The organism is Glaciecola punicea ACAM 611 (assembly GCF_000252165.1).
GTDB lineage: Bacteria > Pseudomonadota > Gammaproteobacteria > Enterobacterales > Alteromonadaceae > Glaciecola > Glaciecola punicea.
The window spans coordinates 72,145-92,026 of sequence record NZ_BAET01000004.1 but is presented as its reverse complement, the minus strand read 5'-3'; the positions used below and the strand labels follow the sequence as shown (position 1 = coordinate 92,026).

Annotated in this window: 14 protein-coding genes; 1 reads left to right on the top strand and 13 read right to left on the bottom strand. The window is 43.1% G+C overall.

Annotated features, from left to right (window positions below; genetic code table 11):
• Positions 1–25 precede the first annotated feature (25 nt).
• The 10 genes from GPUN_RS01385 to murJ form a co-directional block, all read right to left on the bottom strand.
• Complete coding sequence (locus GPUN_RS01385) at positions 26–4,126, bottom strand: PilC/PilY family type IV pilus protein (protein ID WP_006002672.1); 4,101 nt, start codon at positions 4,124–4,126, stop codon at positions 26–28.
• A gap of 13 nt (positions 4,127–4,139) precedes the next feature.
• Positions 4,140–4,679, bottom strand: coding sequence for a pilus assembly PilX family protein (locus GPUN_RS01380; protein WP_051987262.1), 540 nt, complete (start codon positions 4,677–4,679; stop codon positions 4,140–4,142).
• A gap of 20 nt (positions 4,680–4,699) precedes the next feature.
• Entirely contained in the window at positions 4,700–5,554 is an 855-nt protein-coding gene (locus GPUN_RS01375) for a PilW family protein (protein ID WP_238528928.1), read from the bottom strand.
• 17 nt (positions 5,555–5,571) lie between these two features.
• Positions 5,572–6,219 (bottom strand): prepilin-type N-terminal cleavage/methylation domain-containing protein, encoded by a 648-nt coding sequence (locus tag GPUN_RS01370; RefSeq protein ID WP_051987261.1) that lies wholly within the window; start codon positions 6,217–6,219, stop codon positions 5,572–5,574.
• A gap of 304 nt (positions 6,220–6,523) precedes the next feature.
• A complete protein-coding gene (ispH, locus tag GPUN_RS01365; protein ID WP_006002666.1) occupies positions 6,524–7,468 on the bottom strand; it encodes a 4-hydroxy-3-methylbut-2-enyl diphosphate reductase in 945 nt (314 codons plus the stop codon).
• Positions 7,469–7,477: 9 nt separating this feature from the next.
• Positions 7,478–7,942 (bottom strand): FKBP-type peptidyl-prolyl cis-trans isomerase, encoded by a 465-nt coding sequence (gene fkpB, locus GPUN_RS01360; protein WP_006002665.1) that lies wholly within the window; start codon positions 7,940–7,942, stop codon positions 7,478–7,480.
• Positions 7,932–8,435 carry a signal peptidase II gene (lspA, locus tag GPUN_RS01355; protein WP_006002664.1) on the bottom strand — a complete coding sequence of 168 codons (504 nt, stop codon included), beginning with the start codon at positions 8,433–8,435 and terminating at the stop codon, positions 7,932–7,934. The genes fkpB and lspA overlap by 11 nt, the downstream gene beginning before the upstream one ends.
• A complete protein-coding gene (gene ileS / locus GPUN_RS01350; protein ID WP_006002663.1) occupies positions 8,428–11,253 on the bottom strand; it encodes an isoleucine--tRNA ligase in 2,826 nt (941 codons plus the stop codon). Before ileS ends, lspA begins: the two co-directional genes overlap by 8 nt.
• 23 nt (positions 11,254–11,276) lie before the next feature.
• Entirely contained in the window at positions 11,277–12,200 is a 924-nt protein-coding gene (ribF, locus tag GPUN_RS01345; protein WP_006002662.1) for a bifunctional riboflavin kinase/FAD synthetase, read from the bottom strand.
• Positions 12,201–12,312: 112 nt separating this feature from the next.
• Positions 12,313–13,878, bottom strand: coding sequence for a murein biosynthesis integral membrane protein MurJ (gene murJ / locus GPUN_RS01340; protein ID WP_006002661.1), 1,566 nt, complete (start codon positions 13,876–13,878; stop codon positions 12,313–12,315).
• Between the two features lie 221 nt (positions 13,879–14,099).
• Between murJ and rpsT the strand changes: the two genes are divergently transcribed.
• Positions 14,100–14,363: a 30S ribosomal protein S20 gene (gene rpsT / locus GPUN_RS01335; protein ID WP_006002660.1), complete on the top strand. Its 264-nt coding sequence runs from the start codon at positions 14,100–14,102 to the stop codon at positions 14,361–14,363.
• 374 nt (positions 14,364–14,737) lie between these two features.
• Here the strand turns inward: rpsT and GPUN_RS01325 are convergent, their stop codons facing one another.
• The 3 genes from GPUN_RS01325 to lon form a co-directional block, all read right to left on the bottom strand.
• Complete coding sequence (locus tag GPUN_RS01325; protein ID WP_006002659.1) at positions 14,738–16,627, bottom strand: SurA N-terminal domain-containing protein; 1,890 nt, start codon at positions 16,625–16,627, stop codon at positions 14,738–14,740.
• Positions 16,628–16,843: 216 nt separating this feature from the next.
• Positions 16,844–17,116 (bottom strand): non-specific DNA-binding protein Hbs, encoded by a 273-nt coding sequence (gene hbs, locus GPUN_RS01320; RefSeq protein ID WP_006002657.1) that lies wholly within the window; start codon positions 17,114–17,116, stop codon positions 16,844–16,846.
• Positions 17,117–17,444: 328 nt separating this feature from the next.
• Positions 17,445–19,796 (bottom strand): endopeptidase La, encoded by a 2,352-nt coding sequence (lon, locus tag GPUN_RS01315; protein ID WP_006002655.1) that lies wholly within the window; start codon positions 19,794–19,796, stop codon positions 17,445–17,447.
• Positions 19,797–19,882 lie beyond the last annotated feature (86 nt).

Sequence of the window (19,882 nt, the reverse complement as noted above, 5' to 3'; positions counted from 1 at the left end):
CGACTATCTCAGCCTTGTTTACGCCTTACGGCTTTTCAATTTCTGTTGTCCAAGTGTCTTTTTGCACGCGCTCAAAACGTCCATATATGTTTTGCGCTAGGCATTCAAAAGCGCTGCCACAAGCGACTTCATTGCCATTTTCATCAATTTCTATTACCGCTGAAACACATTGTGCTCCCAAACAAACAACGGGCTGCGCAATATTTTCAATCAAAATTTTAGTATCGGGCGCAATACCAGTTTGGGCAATTTGTGCAAATCGATCCAATGGTTCTTTTTCGTTGTTTCGATTAATGTCTGCTACTGCATTTCCATTTAGCATATTGACTAAATGCGCACGGCTGTTGCCGGTAGGCGGAGCACACAAACTATCACTCGCAGAAGCGGGTAAGTAAGTAGTAAAAAATATCTTATAATCGAGAATTAATGGTGATGCCAATACCTTTTCACCGCCGCTGTTTAAGCGAATTCTCCAACCACTCTTTTCTAATAAGGCTTTTGCTTCGATTTCGCGTTCCTGTGAATTACTTGAGGTTAATAGATGATCGGTCGCATCATACAAATTTTCTTGTGTAAACGCTGAGCTAGGTAATAAGAACTTACCTTCGTCTTCGGTATTAAACATACCGGTGTCTTTTATCAGATAAAATTCATCTTCAATTACCGTGTCTAAAGGATTCGCTCTAAATCCTGAGCCAATCGCCACCGCATAGTATTGTTCTTCGCCCAATGTTATTTCAGACACATCGGGGCCGTAATAAAAACGTCTATTTTCTTGCGCAGTATCGCCTGAAAAACTAGCCAACAATCCACCACTTACCAGCTCGTTTTTATTTTTGCCATTATATATGTCAAGCCGAAATAATTGTCCGCCCATATCTGCAACGTATATATGATCTGCCAGCCCGTCGTTGTTGCGGTCAATCGCTGACACTCTAGCGGGAATACTATATTTCATATCATCAAGGATAAGATCAGCGTTCTCGTTACTGGCAGACCACAGCAGGCTGCCATCATTAGCGTCAATAATGAATACGCTATTGCCAACGCTGTCTTGTGAGCGCTCTTTTTTTTCGTCTTGATCCTCATCGTAGCCGCCACCAATAATCATAACGTCTTTAACATCGTCAGTTATTTTAATCTTGGTTAATATAGGACGCGACCAGCTTTGCCCTAAATTTTCAAATTCACCTTCACCGCCGTTTATAGTGAATTTCAATTTAGGATCCATTTTTGCGGTAACGTCAAATACATAGTAATTATTACCGCCTCGGCGCATGCCTAAATACAAGTAGATTTTTTCACCCACGTTGCGCACCACTAAATCACCGTCTAAACCATACTTGTGACTGAAGGAAGAGCCATCGCTATAGAAATCATGTAGGTTAGAGAGTAACTCTTTGGGTGCTATAGCGAAGTTTTCACTGCCGTCTTGTGCATCTATAGAATGCAAGAAGCCGTGATTAGTAGAAACGAACACCGCACTGTCGGTATCTGAGTAGTTAATAATGACTGGTTGTGAGTGAATGGGATCTCCCATTTGTAAGCGCACGTCGCTGGTGGAACCGTCATTGTCATCATCAAACACGTCTACCCCACGCGCCCACTTTAATACTTGCGTTCTTAGCAGTTGTGCATCGCTCATGGTATTAATGGCAAGATCTTGAACGCTTATATTGACGTTACTTTCATTCAATTTATTCGAATTTTTAAATATTCTCTCGGTTGTATCTTCAAAGAAATATATATTTCGTACAAGATCTAGCTTACTAGCCGCACCGCCTTCACGCACATCATTGCCATCGGCAAGTGTAGACCAGAAGCTATGACTGTTTTCTGCAAAGAAACCGCTTGCAGGATTAACCGCATTGAGACCATTTTTATCTAATATTTTATCGCCTTTAATACGGTATTTTTTTATGTTTCCAGGCCAAAGAGTCCCTTCACCAGGCTTGAACAAAGCAAAATATAGTTCGTCGTGGTGAGACAGGCGATTTAATTGGTTTACCGCAACGCCGGGGGAGACGAAGGTCGTGTTAACGTCTTTTACCTGGCGCAAAATAGTCTCAAAAGCAGCCAATAACTTTTCGCTGTCGTCAGCCTGATAGAAACCGCCGCCGCTTTGTAGGGCTAATTTATTCAAAAAACTGTCAGCATTTGCATTCGTAGCAAAGCCAATTGTATGGGTAACCACGCGCGCATTAATAACGGAGTCGTTGGGATCGCTTATATTTTTTACTAACGCTACACCGCACTTCTCATCTGTGTCACCACCAGCGCACCTTTTACCTAGCAAGCTTTCAATCTTACCGATAGCCGTATTACCAGCAGCTTCACCATCAGACAGCAGCACAATATGGTTATTCGTTTGACAGATTAAATCTTCAATAGGCGAAATGTAGCGCGCGCCGGCAGGTATATACTCTTCGCGGCAGTTCTCATTACTTAAATCATTCTCATCACATCCAGCCGGCAGAACCGAATTTTCGCCCACATAAGATTCTCTGTGACTCACTCGGGTACTTCTTTGCATTCTGCCTCGTTCGTTATATCTTGAAACACCTCGTTTGAGTTTGTAGTCAACGTCAAGTCCACCAAAATACAGCGCCGCTTCATAAAGCGTGCCGACTATTGGGGTGGTTCCAGCAGTACTCAATTGGTTAACTTTACTGATTAAATGATCTCTTACCGTAGAGACGGTCTCGGGTGTTGCATTACCCTCAAACTCTATCACTAAGCTAACCGCATCCGATTGTTTCCCCCTAGCGGTAAAAGCACCACGGCTGTCATTACTAAAATCTGACATAATTAGCATCAATTCGTTGTTAGCAGTCCAGCCTGCTCTATCCACTATTTCTTGAACAATATTAGTGATTGATGGAGACTGATACACGCCGTTTTTTTCAAAACGCTGAATATTGGTCCAGCTAACAGAGGCCGATGTCTTCGGCGTTTTTTTAAGGCGATAATCGCTATGCGTAGAAAAATTAACTGGATTGTCCAGCGCCGCGCCATGAATAGCCATTCTAGCGTTAGATCCATTGCGGTTTTGAAAAGCGGTAAACTCTAAGTATGCGTTCGTTATGGTAGAACCAGCCGGCACTTTTAAATCGTTAAATAGTACTGCTGTGTATGCATTTGAATTTGAGTGAAATGACAATTCATCACCAGTATTTGCTTTGCCATTGTGACGCTCCTCTGCATTGTCGCTTTGTTTTTGTACTTGATACACCAAGTTATAACGAGTACAGCCAGTTGCCGTGTTTTCGTCAAAGGTAATTACAAGCTCAGCTGCACTGGAGTCTGCGTGCTCACTTGTGTAAATTTGCCTGTTAGCCCCAGCGGTGGGATCCAATGTTTTTACAATAAGCGCCAGATTGTTATTACCACACCAGTCAGAGCGATTTACTATTTCTTGAATAATTGGCGTTAAATCAGGCGTTCTAAGGGTTTCGCCATCACTTGGGAATTGATTGCCTTCGTTCCAAATTATTCGCTCATCGCTTGTTGGACGATCAGAAATATTATTTAAACCTGTCGAGAATTCAACAGCATTGCCCACCGCTTCACCTTTAATTATGAAGGCTGTTGCACTGTTGTCTATGCGCGCTGATGTAAAGCGTAAAAATGCACTTGTAATGATGGCTGAACGCGGAATTTTCACATTTTGATATCTAAAACCAGAATAAATCGTTTCTGTCCCCTGAGCAATAGCGTTTATGGTGGCGCCGTCTGTTACGGTTTGTCCGATTTGACGGGCATCATCTTGGCCATCGATAATAGATAAAATTATTTGCGGGGCAATAGATGAGTCAATATCTCGGACAGGAAATAAAATGGGCCCGCCCTCATTCTGAAAATGCATTAGGCCTGCATTAATGTTGGTGGCGCCACCAAGTACCACACGCAGAGCATCTTGTACTCTCTTCATACGCGTAACGCCAACGCTGTCTCGACTGCCCATACTGCCTGACGTGTCCATGATAAACAGAACATTGGGTTTATAGGTGACCACTGAGTCACTTGAACCTACATAAATATCAAGATCATCGCCAAAGGCACTAAAACTAACCATGAAGCTAAGTGAACAAGCGATCAACGAGAGGCCTAATTTTTGCGTAAACATAAGTATTACCTCGTTAATTTGTTGCAGGTGCGAATACAGAAGCACTCAAAGTATTGGCTACCACGTAGCTACTGCCTTGTGTTTGGCCGCAGCCTCTGACAATGAATATATGGCAATTGATATTGCTACCGCCGATCACCTTACTTGAACCTCGACATGCTTGTTCGCGCACAAAAGCTGTTTTTGACCAGCTGTCTACTGGCGGGTTTTCACTGTAGCGTCCAGTAGCGGTATGTCTTGCATTAAAGTCTAGACCGTTTTTGGTAACGGCACGGTCAGTGCGATTAGTGTCAAAACAGCTCATTTGATCCGTGCCTAGATTAATTTGTGGCAGCTGTCTTGCTTCTGAAAGCGGGTCGGTAAGTACAGGATCTGTTAATACCGATTCGTCTTCTGATTCAAAAATTACTCCTGCAATTGCCGCTTCTGCAGCATTAAATGACACCGACTTACGCTCCATTGAACCGGCCATTTTGCCTTGTAAAAGACTGATAGACACAGACGACACGCCCAATATTGTGATTGAAAGCAATACCAATAAGGCGAATACCATCACCAAACCCTTTTGATTTTTTATACTCCTCCCCTAACAAAATTTCGCATATTTCTAAATGTTATCGTGGTTTCAAAGACCTTATAAAGTCCTTCGTCGGGCGCCGTCAGTAAATCTTCATTAAGTAGTTTAAAGGTCAGTTTTCTATCTAAGTTGATGTTGCCTTCTCCTTTCACTACAATTGCCATGCGTAAGCTAACCACTTGCTGTTTTGCATTGAAGGCATCACTTAGGCCCGACGCATCTATGTATCTAATGGGCAATGTTTCGCCATCGTTGCTTAAGGGGTCTGCCATTCCGTAGGTCACTTGAAAAGACAGTACGTTGTCTAATATTGTGTAAGCAGCATGGCCGTTGTGACCAGCAGCCGCTTTTTGACCGCGCAGTACACGTCCGTCAAAACCTCTGCATTTAAGCTTGCCTTGATCCACAAAGTATTCATTTACCACAAAAAACGCTTCATCCATGGCATAGCCTAGCGAAAAGCCTCGACAGTCTTTCGTAGCCTGCAGGCTAAGCACTAGAGTGTCACTTGCGCCATCGCCTCCTTGTTCACTGCCAAGCGTTGTCCGGTTACTAAAATCGCCGGGAATAGGAATAGGGTGATTACGCACAAAAGATTCTTCTTCAACAATATCTACGCTGTCGTTTAGGTGTGGATCTAAAGCATTATATAAGCCCACCATAAGCAATTCGTAGCGCATTCTAGAGACGATAAAACGACCGCTTTCTTGGGTACTTGCCATTGCTCTGTTGAGCTCGCCGGTCATCGAATTACTGATAAGAATTTGCACGACGGCGCTGGAAATGACTAAGCCTAAAGCCAAGGAAATCATCACTTCAACCAGTGAAAATCCCTGTTGCTTGCTATTCACTTTGCCTAAGCCTTGCATTACAGTGCTACCTGTTTTACAACGCAGTCGAAGTCTGAGTTACCATCGTCATTACAGTTTGTATTTGATTTTTTGAAATCACCGCGCCAGCTTTGTACCGACCACTTAACCATTATTGTATGAATGGAACCTGCAGTACATGCGTCGATGTCTGTGGTGTCGCTGTCGTTACAGCTTACCTCAAGCGTGGCATTGGCATTTTCTCTGACCACGGAACATGACATTTGGTAAGCATCAAAAACAGCTAAATCGGCGGCAATGCACTCACCCGTTTGGCACTTAGGAATACCTGCAGGAATAGTTAAGCAATGGCATTCATAGGGAGGTGTTGATCCTACACAGGATAAATTCTTGAAATTATAAAAATTTTCATCGACATAATTATTATGAATAACGAATCCGTCGGTTACGCGTGAAGCCACCGTGGAGGCATGTAAACGCTCTGTCATTTGCGCGCTGACCATAATCGCTTGGGTACGCGCTAATGCTTCTTTGTTGGCAAATGAACCAACAAACTGTAAAGAAGCGACACCGAGTAATCCTACGGACAAAATGACCAAGGTAACAAGCACCTCAATCATGCCTACGCCTTTTTGACGAGCTACGCTATTAAACTGCTGTGTCTGCCTGATTTCTATATTTCTCATAACGTAATAAAAAAGTTTGCGTGTAAAGGATATCGACACCTTATCAATTATCCGCAAGATAAGGTTATTGTGAATGAGTGTAAGGTATTAAATTTAGATGAGAACTGGCCTTTTGGCCGGAATTGTCAGGCGTAATGCACTAATAAAAATAGAGTATAGATTATAGTGGAAGATGGATAACGTTATGTAAGCTCTCTTAGCACTGCACTATAGGGGAATAGATTTGTGCTTAGCAACATAGTATAAACGGCGCCTATTATGTAGTTTATTTGTAATGGGCGCTGTTTAAAAGGCAGGTATTTTCTTACGTGATCTGTTTAATACGCAGTTCTTTAGGCACAGCAAATTCGACATTTTCTGGTCGACCATCTCGTTCACTGGCTTTACTAGCGCCCCATTCAATTAGTTTGTCAATCACCCCTTGTACCAAGATCTCGGGTGCCGATGCGCCTGCTGTTACGCCAATGTGCAAGGCACCTTCAAGCCATTCTTTTTGAATGCAGTCTTTGTCGGCAATTAAAAAAGATTTAGCGCCTATTTTGTGGCCTAATTCTCTAAGCCTGTTTGAATTAGAGGAGTTTTGTGCGCCTACCACCAGCAATACGTCGCAGTCGTTGGCTAAGTCTCGCACTGCGTCTTGGCGGTTTTGGGTGGCATAGCAAATATCGTCTTTACGTGGGCCATCAATTTTTGGGAATTTTACGCGCAGGGCATCAATTACGTCTGCGGTATCGTCTACCGAAAGGGTTGTTTGGCTGCAATAGTAAAGCTTAGCTGGATTATTAACTTCAAGTTTCAAGACATCATCAATAGACTCGACCAAATAAATGCCGCCATCGGCGTTGCTATACTGCCCCATCGTACCTTCAACCTCAGGATGTCCCTGATGCCCAATAAGCACGCATTCTATGCCCTTCTTGCTTGCCCGCATTACTTCCATGTGCACTTTTGTTACTAGTGGACAAGTTGCATCAAACACTTTTAAACCGCGCATGGTGGCTTTGTTTCGAACCGCTTGTGATACACCGTGAGCAGAGAAGATCACAATGGCATTGTCGGGCACTTCAGTTAGCTCTTCCACAAAAATTGCGCCGCGATCTTTTAAACCATCCACGACAAACTTGTTGTGTACAACCTCATGGCGCACATAAATAGGCGGCTCAAATAATTCTAAGGCACGCTCTACAATTATAATTGCGCGGTCTACGCCGGCACAAAAACCGCGGGGATTGGCTAAATGAATTTGCATAGTTACCTCTTATTTAACATCAATTATTTCAACAGCAAATACCACCGTTTGTCCGGCCAATGGATGATTAAAATCAACCGTTACCGAATGCCCTGCTATGCTGCGGATAATACCTGGGAGCTCGCTGCCATCGGGCTGTGAAAACCCCATTATCATACCTTCGGATAACTCCATATCTGCTGTGAATTTAGTTTTATCAATGTAATAAATGTTGTCTGGATTGGGCATACCAAAGGCATCAGTGGGCTTTAAGGTAAATGACTTTTTATCGGCAACGGTTAAACCGCGCAAACATTCTTCAAAGTTGGGCGTTAAACTGCCGTCGCCCATTACCATCTTAGCCGGCTTGTTGCTCACACGTGTGCTGTCTGCTGCGGTGCCATCCTCAAGGGTTAGATCGAAGTGCAAAATAACTTGGCTGTTGTCACCTATTATTTTGCTATTATCTTGCGGTGTTGCTGTACTATTTGTCATCGACTTTATTTGCCTCTTTATTCTTGAACATATCTAAAATTAGTAGCCCCGCACCAATGAAAATGGCCGAGTCTGCTACGTTAAACGCAGGCCAATGATACGTGCCGTAGTAAAAATCTAAAAAATCGATTACATAGCCATGCATTATACGGTCAAATACGTTTCCTAGTGCACCGCCTAATATAAAGGAGAAGGCGACGGGCAGCAAAAGCTGCTCTTTTGTGGTTTGCCGTAGCCACCACAGTATCAAAGCACTGACGGTTAACGCTACAGCCGATAGAAAATAAACTTGCCAGCCGCCTGCATCATATAAAAAACTAAACGCTGCACCATAGTTATGTACATAGGTTAAATTGAAAAAACCCGTAATTTGTATCGATTCAAATAACGTCATGGCCTGAACAATTGCATACTTAGTCCACTGGTCTAGTATAAAAATAATCGCTGATATCCACAAAAAGCGCAGCCCCGTGGTCTTAAATAAATCAAGCATATTGGCGCGCTTCCCCGTTGCCGTCTACGTTTTCTATACATCTGTTACACAGTTGCGGGTGGGTAGGATCGCTTCCCACTTCTTTTTTTTGGTGCCAACAGCGTACGCATTTCTCATCCGCCAATTTTTCAACCAGCACAAACATGTGTTGATTTGGCGTGTCCAGTGCACCCAGTGGCTTTTGTGCTAAGTCTTTAACATGTGCCTCCGAGGTAATTAATACAAAACGAAGTTCATCTTCGAGTTTACTTAACAAATCGGCGGTTGGCGTATCTACATACAAAGTGACCTTGGCTTCTAGTGAACCCCCAATAAGCTTGCTAATGCGGGCTTTTTCTAAAGCGCTGTTTACGTCTGCTTTAACCAGCATTATTTGCTGCCAAAAAGTGTTGTCTAGTGTCTGCTTACTAACACTGGGTAAAGCGTCGTACCAGGTTTGGGTGAACACAAATTCCTCACGCTCACCAGGCATTACTTCCCATAATTCTTGAGCGGTAAAACTGGTGATAGGCGCCATCCAGCGCACTAGCGCCTCCATGATATGATAAAGTGCCGTTTGACAGGACCGTCGCGCAAGGCCGTCTGATTTGGCGGTGTATTGACGGTCTTTGATAATGTCGAGGTAAAAACTACCCATATCAATTGAACAGAACTGCATAAGCGTTTGACAGACAATAAGCATATCGTATTGCTCATAGGCGTCTAAAATTTCTTTTTGTACTTGGCTTGTTCTTTCTACTGCCCACGCGTCTAGTGCTACCATGTCGTTGACCGCAACTAAATCGGTGGCTGGATTGAAGCCGTTGAGGTTAGACAATAGAAAACGGCAGGTGTTACGAATACGCCTGTAAGCGTCTGCAGAGCGTTTCAGTATTTCGTCACTTACCGTCATTTCACCGCGATAATCGGTAGAGGCAGCCCATAAGCGCAATATATCGGCGCCCAGCTTGTTGGTGACTTCTTGGGGCGCAATTACGTTGCCCACGGATTTCGACATCTTTTTACCGTTAGCGTCTACCGTAAAGCCGTGCGTTAATACTTGCTTATACGGTGCGTGGCCATGCATAGCAATAGAGCTGATAAGCGAAGACATAAACCAACCTCGGTGCTGGTCAGAACCCTCTAAATAGAGGTCTGCTGATGCTGGGATATCATCACGCTTGTCAACCACAAAATAGTGAGTAACACCTGAGTCAAACCATACGTCAAGAGTGTCGGTTACTTTTTCATACTCGCTGTTGTTGTCGCCCAGAAGCGCCTCATCGCGTAAATCCCACCATGCCTGAATGCCTTTTTCTTCCACCGCTTTTGCCACTGTTTCCATAATAGCTTGCGTATTTGGATGAATTTCACCAGTACTTACGTGCACGAATAAACAAATAGGCACGCCCCATGTACGTTGACGCGAAATGCACCAGTCGGGACGCCCTTCTACCATAGAGGTAATACGTTTTTCACCCCACGCGGGTATCCACTGGGTTTGTTTAATTTGCTCAAGAGAGGCTTTACGTAAGCCTTTCTTATCCATGCTGATGAACCACTGCGGGGTAGCTCTAAAAATAAGCGGCGTTTTATGTCGCCAGCAGTGTGGGTAACTATGTTCGTACTTAACGCACAGTACCAAAGCCTTATATTCTTTTAAAGCCTCAACAATTGACTGATTTGCTTTAAACACATGCTGGCCAGCAAACATAGGCGTGTCGTGTGTGTATACGCCATTTGGCCCCACCGGATTATAAACTTCTAAGCCATATTCTTTACCTACAATAAAATCTTCCACGCCGTGCGCAGGCGCTGTGTGCACACAGCCAGTACCTGATTCAGTGGTAACGTGATTGCCTAAAATAAGGGGCACAGTAATGCCAAGTAGAGGGTGTTTAACGCGCTGGTTTTCAAGCGCACTGCCGGTGCAGCGTGCCACTATGTTAACGTTTTGCGCTTGATAGCGCAGCGCACAATGCTCTACCAATTCCTGCGCAATTACTAAGCGCTGATTTAAGCCTTCAATTTTCATATCAACCAGTGCGTATACTAGCTCAGGATGTAAACTTATTGCGCGATTTGCTGGAATGGTCCAAGGAGTTGTTGTCCAAATAACGACTTTTGCAGCCAGACTCGTAAACACCGCCTCATCAAGACCAAATGACGCTGCCATTGCTTGAGTATTCGTTACCGCAAAGGAAACATCTATTGCCAAAGATACTTTGTCTTGGTATTCAACTTCAGCTTCCGCTAAAGCCGAGCCGCAATCGGTACACCAATGCACTGGCTTAAAGCCTTTTTCTAGATGACCAGAGTGTACGATTTTTGCCAAGGCGCGAATAATGTCGGCTTCGCTGCTAAAATCCATGGTTTTATAAGGGTTCTGCCAATCAGCCAGCACGCCTAGTCGCTGAAAATCGCGACTTTGTCCTTCAATTTGTTTTTGCGCATACTGCCTGCACTTTTCTCTAAACTGCGCTACGCTCACTTTTTTACCCGGTTTGCCAACTTTTTTCTCAACCATTAGCTCAATCGGCAAGCCATGACAGTCCCAGCCTGGCACATAAGGCGAATCGAAATCAGACAGTGTTTTTGATTTAACAATGATGTCTTTTAAAATTTTATTAACCGCATGACCAATGTGAATATCGCCATTAGCGTAAGGAGGACCGTCATGAAGAATAAAAGACTTTTTGCCTGATTTGGCTTGCCTAATTTTTTGGTAAAGATTTTGGCTGTCCCAGTGTTTTAACATTACAGGCTCGCGATTCGCCAAGTTACCGCGCATTGGAAAGGCCGTATCAGGCAAGTTTAGGGTCGCTTTATAGTCACTCATAGGGTGTGGTTTCCATTAAATCATTAATTGGCGAACAAGCATTTGGCCCGCGCTGCGTCTTTTTTTATTTGTACGGTGAGTTCCCCAAAATCTGAAAACTTTACCTCATTGCGTATCTTGCTGACAAACTCAACTCGTATATATTGGGAATACAAATCACCCGAAAAATCGAACAAGTGCGCTTCAAGCTGCATCTTTGTGCCATTTAAGGTAGGGCGATGCCCCACATTTGCAACGCCATTGTAAACATTGTCGTTATGTTTAACTTTTACCGCAAACACACCACTGACGGGCGATTTTGTTCGCTTTAGTAATATGTTTGCAGTGGGGAAGCCAATTTTTCTGCCGTTTTGTTCGCCGTGAACCACCGTGCCTGCTACCTCAAAGGGTCGCCCTAGCATTTGCGCGGCCAAAGTAAAATCGTCATTTCTTAGGGCATTGCGTATGGCGGTAGAACTGATTCGGTGGTCGTGCAGCCTAAAACTTTGGGTGCTAACAAGTTCAAAACCTTGTGCTTTGCTTTCTTGTGCCAACATCGTAAAATCACCACTTCGCCCAATGCCAAACCTGAAGTCGTCACCCACAACCAAAAACTTTACTCCTAGCTGCTTCACCAGCAAATTAGTGATGAAGTCGTGGGGCGACATACTGGAAAATTCTGCGCAAAAACGCACGCACAAGAGCCTATGAACGCCTAACTTTTCAAGCGCAATATATTTATCTCTTAACACAGACAAGCGCGCTGGCGCATGTTCAGGCGCAAACAGCTCTTCAGGCTGTGGCTCAAATACCATCACCACTGCAGGTAAGTTTAACAGTTTAGCCTTTTGCAATACACTTTCAAGTACCGCCTGATGGCCTAAGTGTACACCGTCAAATTTACCAATAGTTAGCACGCAACCATTATGCTGCGCCCGGATATTATGTAGACCTCTGATTAATTCCAAACTATTTCGCTACTTTTTTATGAAACAACAAAGCCAGAGATTATAAACGATGAGCACATTAATGTCAGTGCCTTAACGCGATTAAAAGTGCTTACTTTACGTAACTGCGCTGCTATTTTTTAACTTTCTTACCAATTAACTGATGAGGCCGTACCCCTAAGATCAAAATGCTGATGGCATAACAAATTATGCCTATTGCGATACAATAGCACAAATATTCTACACGCTGGCTGAATGAGCTTTGTACCCACGCCAGATTTGCCGAATAAGCAAACACCGCTATTACCATAACAACAGTGGCAAGGGTAATTTTGGCTAGAAACCACCAAGTGTCTTTTGAGATCCTGTACACCTCTAAAAAAGATAGACGTCGGTATAGTAAAACCGCGTTCATAATACCTGAAATAGACGTGGCTAAGGCTAAACCGACGTAACCAAGAGGAATGGCCAATATTAAGTTAAGCACCATGTTTATCGCCATGGTAATAATACCGTATTTAACCGGCGTTTTAGTGTCTTGCCTAGAGTAAAAAGCGGGTGCAAAAATCTTAACTAACATAAAGCCAAACAGGCCTATCGCGTAAGCCATTAAACTGAGCGAGGCCATGTGTGCGGTGTCTACACTGAAAGCACCCCGCTGGAAAATCACCAGCATTAGCGGCATTGCAAGGACCATAAGTGCAGCACCTGCGGGAATACCTAGCATGGCAACAATACGAAAAGCCCAGTCTATATTTTTTGAGAATGCCTGCTTGTCTTTACTTACATGGTTTCTTGACAGCGTGGGTAAAATCACTGTAGCGATAGCGATACCAAAAAGCCCTAAAGGAAACTCAAGCAAACGGTCGGAATAGTATAGCCAGCTAATCGACCCTGTTTGTAAGAAACTCGCTATTACAGTGTCAAGGAGTAAGTTAATTTGGCTCACCGATACACCAAAAAGTGCGGGTATCATGAGTGTGCGCACTTTTACCACGCCTGGATCAGACCAGCCCCATTTGGGTCTAACCAGCAGTCCGGCTCTGTATAAAAAAGGAAGTTGAAAAAACAACTGAACCACGCCGCCAATAAACACACCCCACGCCAGCGCATATGCGCCCAGAGACAAATGAGGCGTTAGAAAGTATGCGCAGGCAATAATAGAAACATTTAGCAACACCGGCGTAAAAGCAGCAACGGCAAACTTGCCCATAGTGTTTAAGATAGCGCCGGCAAACCCTGTTAGCGAAATAAAAAATATATATGGAAAGGTTATTTTTAAAAGGGTTGACGCTAGTTCAAACTTTTCTCCCCCAGGCTCTTCATTTAAATAATCAATAAACCAACCTGCACCAAATATGGCGGCTAACAGGGGTGAGGCGACCACCCCAACAATGGCCGTAAAAAAAACGATAGCACCGAGTGTACCCGACACTTTTGCAACAAAGTCTTTTAACTTTGCGTTGTCATCTTGTGCATTAACTTCTGTTAAAACAGGTATAAACGCTTGAGCGAAGGCGCCTTCGGCAAATAGGCGACGTAAAAAATTGGGAATTTTATTCGCGAATAAAAACACATCAGCGCTTGCGCTCGCGCCCAACAGATTAGCCACCACAACGTCTCGCACTAGCCCTAGCACTCTGGACAATAGCGTCATTGCGCTGACGATAACGCCGGCCTTTATTAGTTTGTCAGGCATAGAGCACTCTTGAAGAAACACACATGGAATATTGTATTAAACCCATACACTGTTGGGGAGTATAATACGACGGTATTAATGTAGTATAACTGTATTGTTGATAAGTTTGCTGTGTCTTGAGGTTTTTTTGTTTTTATCCTCTATAAGCGTTGACAAATATCGAAATAACTTAGATAATCCGCACCCTCAATTTTGACATGAATATTTTAGGAGTTTCCCCCTTGGCTAACATTAAGTCCGCTAAGAAACGTGCAATTCAAGCCGAGACGCGCCGCCAGCATAATGCAAGCCGCCGCTCCATGACACGCACTAGCATCAAAAAAATCATTGCCGCTATAACCGCTGGTAACAAAGAAGAAGCACAGATAGCTTTCACAGCCGCTGTTCCTGTTCTTGACAGAATGGCGACAAAGGGTCTTATTCATAAGAATAAAGCAGCCCGTCATAAATCTCGCTTGAATGCACAAATTAAGGCTATGGCCTAGTTTAATAGCCCTCACAGGTATTTAAACACAGATTACAAAGGCTTCTAGTCAATTAGAAGCCTTTTTTTTAAGCTCAAGTTTGCCTTTTTGCGTATACCCCTTATATGTCTTAATTAACATAAGAGTTGTTTGATGATCAAGTATGTTTTTGTACTGCCACTTACCCTTAGTTTCATCTGGTTTTTGTATCTTCAGTATAATAACTATTCGTTTAAGCAAGGTAGGAGGGGCTATGTGTATATAGCGGTTGTTAGCGCTTTCATAGTAGGGTTTTTCAGTATTGTGTGGCTGATAACGCGGTCGTAACACGATCCATTAATATTAAAAAACCCGCTTTTGCGGGTTTCTTATTTTCAGTGATACAGTAGCGTTTCTTATTGAGTCACCAAAGTAAGATCGGCACCAACTCGCAGCGCCGCAACGAAATTTTCATAAGTTTGCTGACCTTGCATACTAACTAACCTTTGCGCAATAGTAGCTTGCATGCTCTCGTCTGTTTGCGAGGCTATATTAACCAACGACAATACCACTAGACCAACGCTGTTATCAAACACTGACACTACTTTACTGTTAACACCTTGAGTAGGCCCTAGTTCAAAAATAGCATTCACCATTGGCACCGGCAGTTCGTTTGAACTACGCGCTAAGCCTACATGCGTCGACCATGACAATGCGTGTTTAGCTAAGAGAGGGCTAATATCTTCATCATTCAACATAGCAGTTTGAATATCTAGTGCATAGACCAGCGCCTGCTGCTGCGCCTTTTGGGTCTTGAGTAAGCCCTCTATTTGCTGACTAACTTCACCGAGCGAACGCGTGCGCTTAGATTTATGCTCGGCAACTCTGGCAACCATCACTAATTCATCGCTAAGCTCTAATAAATCACTGTTTACTCGGTCAATTACTAATTCACCAGAAAAAGCAATGTCATTTAATTGGGGGTAGTCAACACCCTGGGGTAGTTGGTTTTCCTCAAAAAAACCAGTTTCTATAACAGGTCGGTTAATGGCTTTTGCGACCGCTTCTAAGGAATCTGGCTCTTCAAATGCTAAACGCGCCATTTCTTGCTGCAGTGCAAAGAATTCATCAGTTGCTTTTGTTAAGCGTAAATCGCCCTCAATACGCGCGCTAGCCTGAGACAATGGTGTAACAATAGAAGGCGAGTACTGGGTAAGTTTTATAATGTGTAGACCAAAGTCGGTTTCAACAATCACAGATATATCACCCACCGCGTTTAAAGCGTAGGCAGCATCGCCAAACTCACCTTCGTAATCGCTAGGACTAATTTGACCTAAGTCACCACCTTCCTCAGCACTTATAATGTCATCAGAATTCTCTTGCGCAAGTGTTGCAAAATCTTCACCATTACGCAGTTGTTCTAAGACTGCCTGCGCACGAGTTCTGGCTAATTCAATGTCGTCTCCTGCCTCAAACAAAATATGCGATACGCTGCGCGTTTCTTGGCTTGCGAACAAACGGGTATTGTCAGCGTAATATTGGGCTATTTCTTCTTGGCTCACTTCCATTTGCGGACTTAAGTCCGCTACCGATAACGTTACGTAGGCGAGTTTAACCTGCTCTTGAGTATCAAATCTTGAAAGATTTGCATCGTAATATACCTGAACCTCTTCACTTGTTAGTTCTATGGATTCTTGATATTTCGCTAAATCTATTTGTAAGCTTTTCGCGTCGCGCGTTTGCCCCTGAAGCGCTAGCAAATTAGATATTTGATGCTGCATACTAAAGTTAGACCCGTTAATAGCCTGAACCAACTGCTGGCGGGTCATTTGGTCGCGCATATACTCAGCAAATTGAGTAGGTGTATAGCCTGCACGGCCTAGTGTATTTAGATAAATGGTGTTGTCAAAAGCCCCAGCTACTTGAAACTCGGGTAGCATTGTAATTGCTTTCTTAATTTCACTGTCCCCAACGCGTAGGCCCAACGATTTAGCCTTTTGGGTAACCAGCTCATCATTAATGAGCTGTTGCAATATGTCATTGCGAAATTGAGTAACGTAAGTTTCACTGGCGAATAAAGAATTAACCGCGTCACCAAACTGGCTTTCAAGTCGTGCGCGCTCATTGTTATAGGCAATATCTAGTGCGCCTGCGGGTATTTCTTCACCATTTACTATTGCCACTGCATTCGTATTATCAGAAGAAATGTAGCTTCCCACACCAGTGAACACGAAGCTAACGACTATTAGCGCAATAATTCCTATCGCCCAAGGACCTTGAATGCCCTCACGAATATTTTGTAACATGTTTAACAACAACCTTTTGTTAGCAAGAAGAAGCCGTCCTAACCGTTGGCGCCTACTTTATTAGTTAAATATTTAACTGTAGATTATACCGACCCTTTTCTGGATACGCGAGTAAAACCCGTTTTAAGTCATAATAACTTGACTATTAGCAAGCAACAGACGTAAAAAAGGCGATGAATTTTCATCGCCTTTACGCAGTGTATAACGCTTTACTAATTAGTTGCATGCGTCTTTTAGTGCTTTACCTGCTTTGAATGCTGGTACTTTTGCAGCCGCTATTTGTATAGTGGCGCCCGTTTGAGGATTACGCCCACTGCGAGCAGCACGGTCGCGGACGGCAAAAGTGCCAAAACCTACAAGCGCAACTTGATCACCATCTTTAAGCGCTGTGGTTACAGTATCGGTAAATGCATCTAATGCACGACCAGCGGCTGCTTTAGAAATATCTGCAGCTTCAGCGATTTCATCAACTAGTTGAGTTTTGTTCACAATATGCTCCCCTTCATTTATTTTTATAATATATTATCTTAACAGAATGTGTAGCCAACTCTGAGAATCATTCTTCGTTTTATGAACAATGGCTGCATAGAGCTTAGCCAGTTTAATGATCGTTAAATCGTTGAATTTGAACGACGACTTCGTTACTGTAATAAAAAATCTGAGTACCTGCAAACCCTTTATAATAAAGGCTTTGAACGATTACCTCAATAAGGTAGCATAACTAGGCTAAATGTGAATAACTTATTTACGTAAAATCACAAAAAATGCAAATATGCCACGCTTGCACTTAATGCTATTTAATAAAAACTCAGTAAACCTATACTTTAGTGCTTACTGTGAAGCTCTCGACGGGATATTCTAAGGCAATATCCAGTACCTCGTCGATCCATTTCACAGGATAAATCGTCAAATCGCCGATCACGTTTTTAGGTATTTCTTCTAAGTCTCTTTCGTTGTCTAATGGAATAATAACCGTTTTTATACCGCCTCTATGGGCCGCTAATAACTTTTCCTTTAGGCCACCAATCGCCAGCACTTCACCACGCAGTGTAATTTCACCGGTCATGGCAACATCGCACTTAACAGGGTTACCGGTTAAAGACGACACGAGTGCAGTACACATACCGATACCTGCGCTTGGACCATCTTTTGGGGTAGCTCCCTCTGGTACATGCACATGAATATCACGCTTTTCATAAAAATCAGGATTAATTCTGAGTTTCTCTGCACGCGACCTGACGACCGTCATAGCAGCTTTAATAGATTCTTGCATCACATCGCCAAGTGAGCCTGTTGCAATAGACTTTCCTTTACCAGGCACGGCACTGGTTTCGATAGTTAATAAATCACCACCTACTTGAGTCCACGCTAAACCTGTCACCTGACCTATTTGATTGTTTTTATCTGCCTTTCCATAGTCAAACTTTTGCACACCAAGATAGTTCTTTAAGTTATCTTGATTAACCACCACTTGCCCTTTTTCTTTTTTAAGCAAGATGTTCTTGACTGCTTTTCGGCAAATTTTAGAAATTTCACGCTCCAAATTACGCACACCGGCTTCACGTGTGTAATAACGTATTACCCCTACTATTGCCGACTCTTCAATTTTCAATTCGTTGTCTTTAAGACCGTTACGCTCAATTTGCTTGGCAATTAAATGGCGAGTTGCAATATTCAGTTTTTCGTCTTCTGTGTAGCCCGACAAACGAATAACTTCCATTCTGTCCAATAAAGCATCTGGAATATTCATGCTGTTAGAGGTCGCAACAAACATTACATCAGACAAATCGTAATCAACTTCTAAGTAATGATCACTAAAGGTGGAGTTTTGCTCAGGATCTAATACTTCTAAAAGTGCTGATGAAGGATCTCCACGCATATCAGAGGACATTTTGTCAATTTCATCCAGTAAAAATAGCGGATTCTTGACGCCAACCTTTGACATTTTTTGAATTAATTTACCCGGTAATGAGCCAATGTAAGTTCTACGATGACCCCGTATTTCAGCTTCATCGCGAACACCACCTAAGGACATTCGAACATATTTTCGCCCTGTTGCTTTTGCCACTGATTGCCCCAGCGATGTTTTGCCCACACCAGGGGGACCCACCAAGCATAATATGGGGCCTTTCAATTTCTTTACACGCTGCTGTACCGCCAAATACTCTAATATACGCTCTTTTACTTTATCTAAACCATAATGGTCATTGTCGAGCACCTTTTCGGCCTGCACTAAGTCGCGTTTTACCACGCTGCGCTTATGCCATGGAACCGACACCAACCAATCTATATATGAACGAACGACGGTGGCTTCCGCCGACATAGGCGACATCATTTTAAGTTTGTTAAGCTCTGCTGAGGCCTTGTTTTTCGCCTCCGCTGGCATTTTTGCCGCTTCAATTTTTTGCTGTAAGGCCTCAAATTCGTCAGGTGTATCTTCAAGTTCACCCAACTCTTTTTGAATAGCCTTCATCTGCTCGTTCAAATAATATTCGCGCTGACTTTTTTCCATCTGCTTTTTCACACGCGTACGAATTTTTTTCTCTACTTGCAGTAAGTCAATTTCACCATCCATTAGTGTCATTAAAAATTCGATCCGCTCTACTACACCCTGCATCTCAAGCACTTTTTGCTTTTCAACCAGTTTTAAAGGCATATGAGCGGCCATGGTATCTGCCAGTTTAGCGACGTCTTCAATGCCGTTTAGTGAAGTGAGTACTTCTGGTGGTATTTTCTTATTTAGCTTTACATAACCTTCAAACTGCGACACCGCAGAACGAATAAGTACATCTTGCTCTGCTTCATCCATCACCTCATCATTTAATACGTTTACATCTGCGATAAAAAATGGATCTGTGTTCAGGTAGCTAGCAATCTTGCCACGCACATTACCTTCAACAAGGACCTTGACGGTACCATCAGGCAATTTTAACAGTTGTAAAATGGTGGCTACCGTGCCAATGTCAAAAACTTCAGATGTGCTGGGTTCATCAATACCGGCATCAGTTTGTGCCACTAAGAAAACACGCTTATCGTTATCCATGGCTGCTTCTAGGCATTGAATAGATTTTTCACGTCCAACAAACAAAGGAATTACCATATGTGGATATACCACTACATCGCGTAATGCCAAGACTGGCATGTTTTTAAGTACACTGCTGGTGGTCATTTTTCTCTCTTAACTGGTTGCATTGTGGATGTATATGGGGATTCTCAGGTAAAGTTTAAACCTGATTTAATAAAAAACTAAAAAAG

Bases quoted from the DNA above. Each gene is read 5' to 3' on its own strand.
- GPUN_RS01385 (WP_006002672.1), bottom strand. From the start codon at position 4,126: ATGTTTACGCAAAAATTAGGCCTCTCGTTGATCGCTTGTTCACTTAGC.
- GPUN_RS01325 (WP_006002659.1), bottom strand. From the start codon at position 16,627: ATGTTACAAAATATTCGTGAGGGCATTCAAGGTCCTTGGGCGATAGGA.
- lon (WP_006002655.1), bottom strand. From the start codon at position 19,796: ATGACCACCAGCAGTGTACTTAAAAACATGCCAGTCTTGGCATTACGC.
- lspA (WP_006002664.1), bottom strand. From the start codon at position 8,435: ATGCTTGATTTATTTAAGACCACGGGGCTGCGCTTTTTGTGGATATCA.
- GPUN_RS01370 (WP_051987261.1), bottom strand. From the start codon at position 6,219: ATGAGAAATATAGAAATCAGGCAGACACAGCAGTTTAATAGCGTAGCT.
- ileS (WP_006002663.1), bottom strand. From the start codon at position 11,253: ATGAGTGACTATAAAGCGACCCTAAACTTGCCTGATACGGCCTTTCCA.
- fkpB (WP_006002665.1), bottom strand. From the start codon at position 7,942: ATGACAAATAGTACAGCAACACCGCAAGATAATAGCAAAATAATAGGT.
- murJ (WP_006002661.1), bottom strand. From the start codon at position 13,878: ATGCCTGACAAACTAATAAAGGCCGGCGTTATCGTCAGCGCAATGACG.
- GPUN_RS01380 (WP_051987262.1), bottom strand. From the start codon at position 4,679: ATGGTATTCGCCTTATTGGTATTGCTTTCAATCACAATATTGGGCGTG.
- ispH (WP_006002666.1), bottom strand. From the start codon at position 7,468: ATGCAAATTCATTTAGCCAATCCCCGCGGTTTTTGTGCCGGCGTAGAC.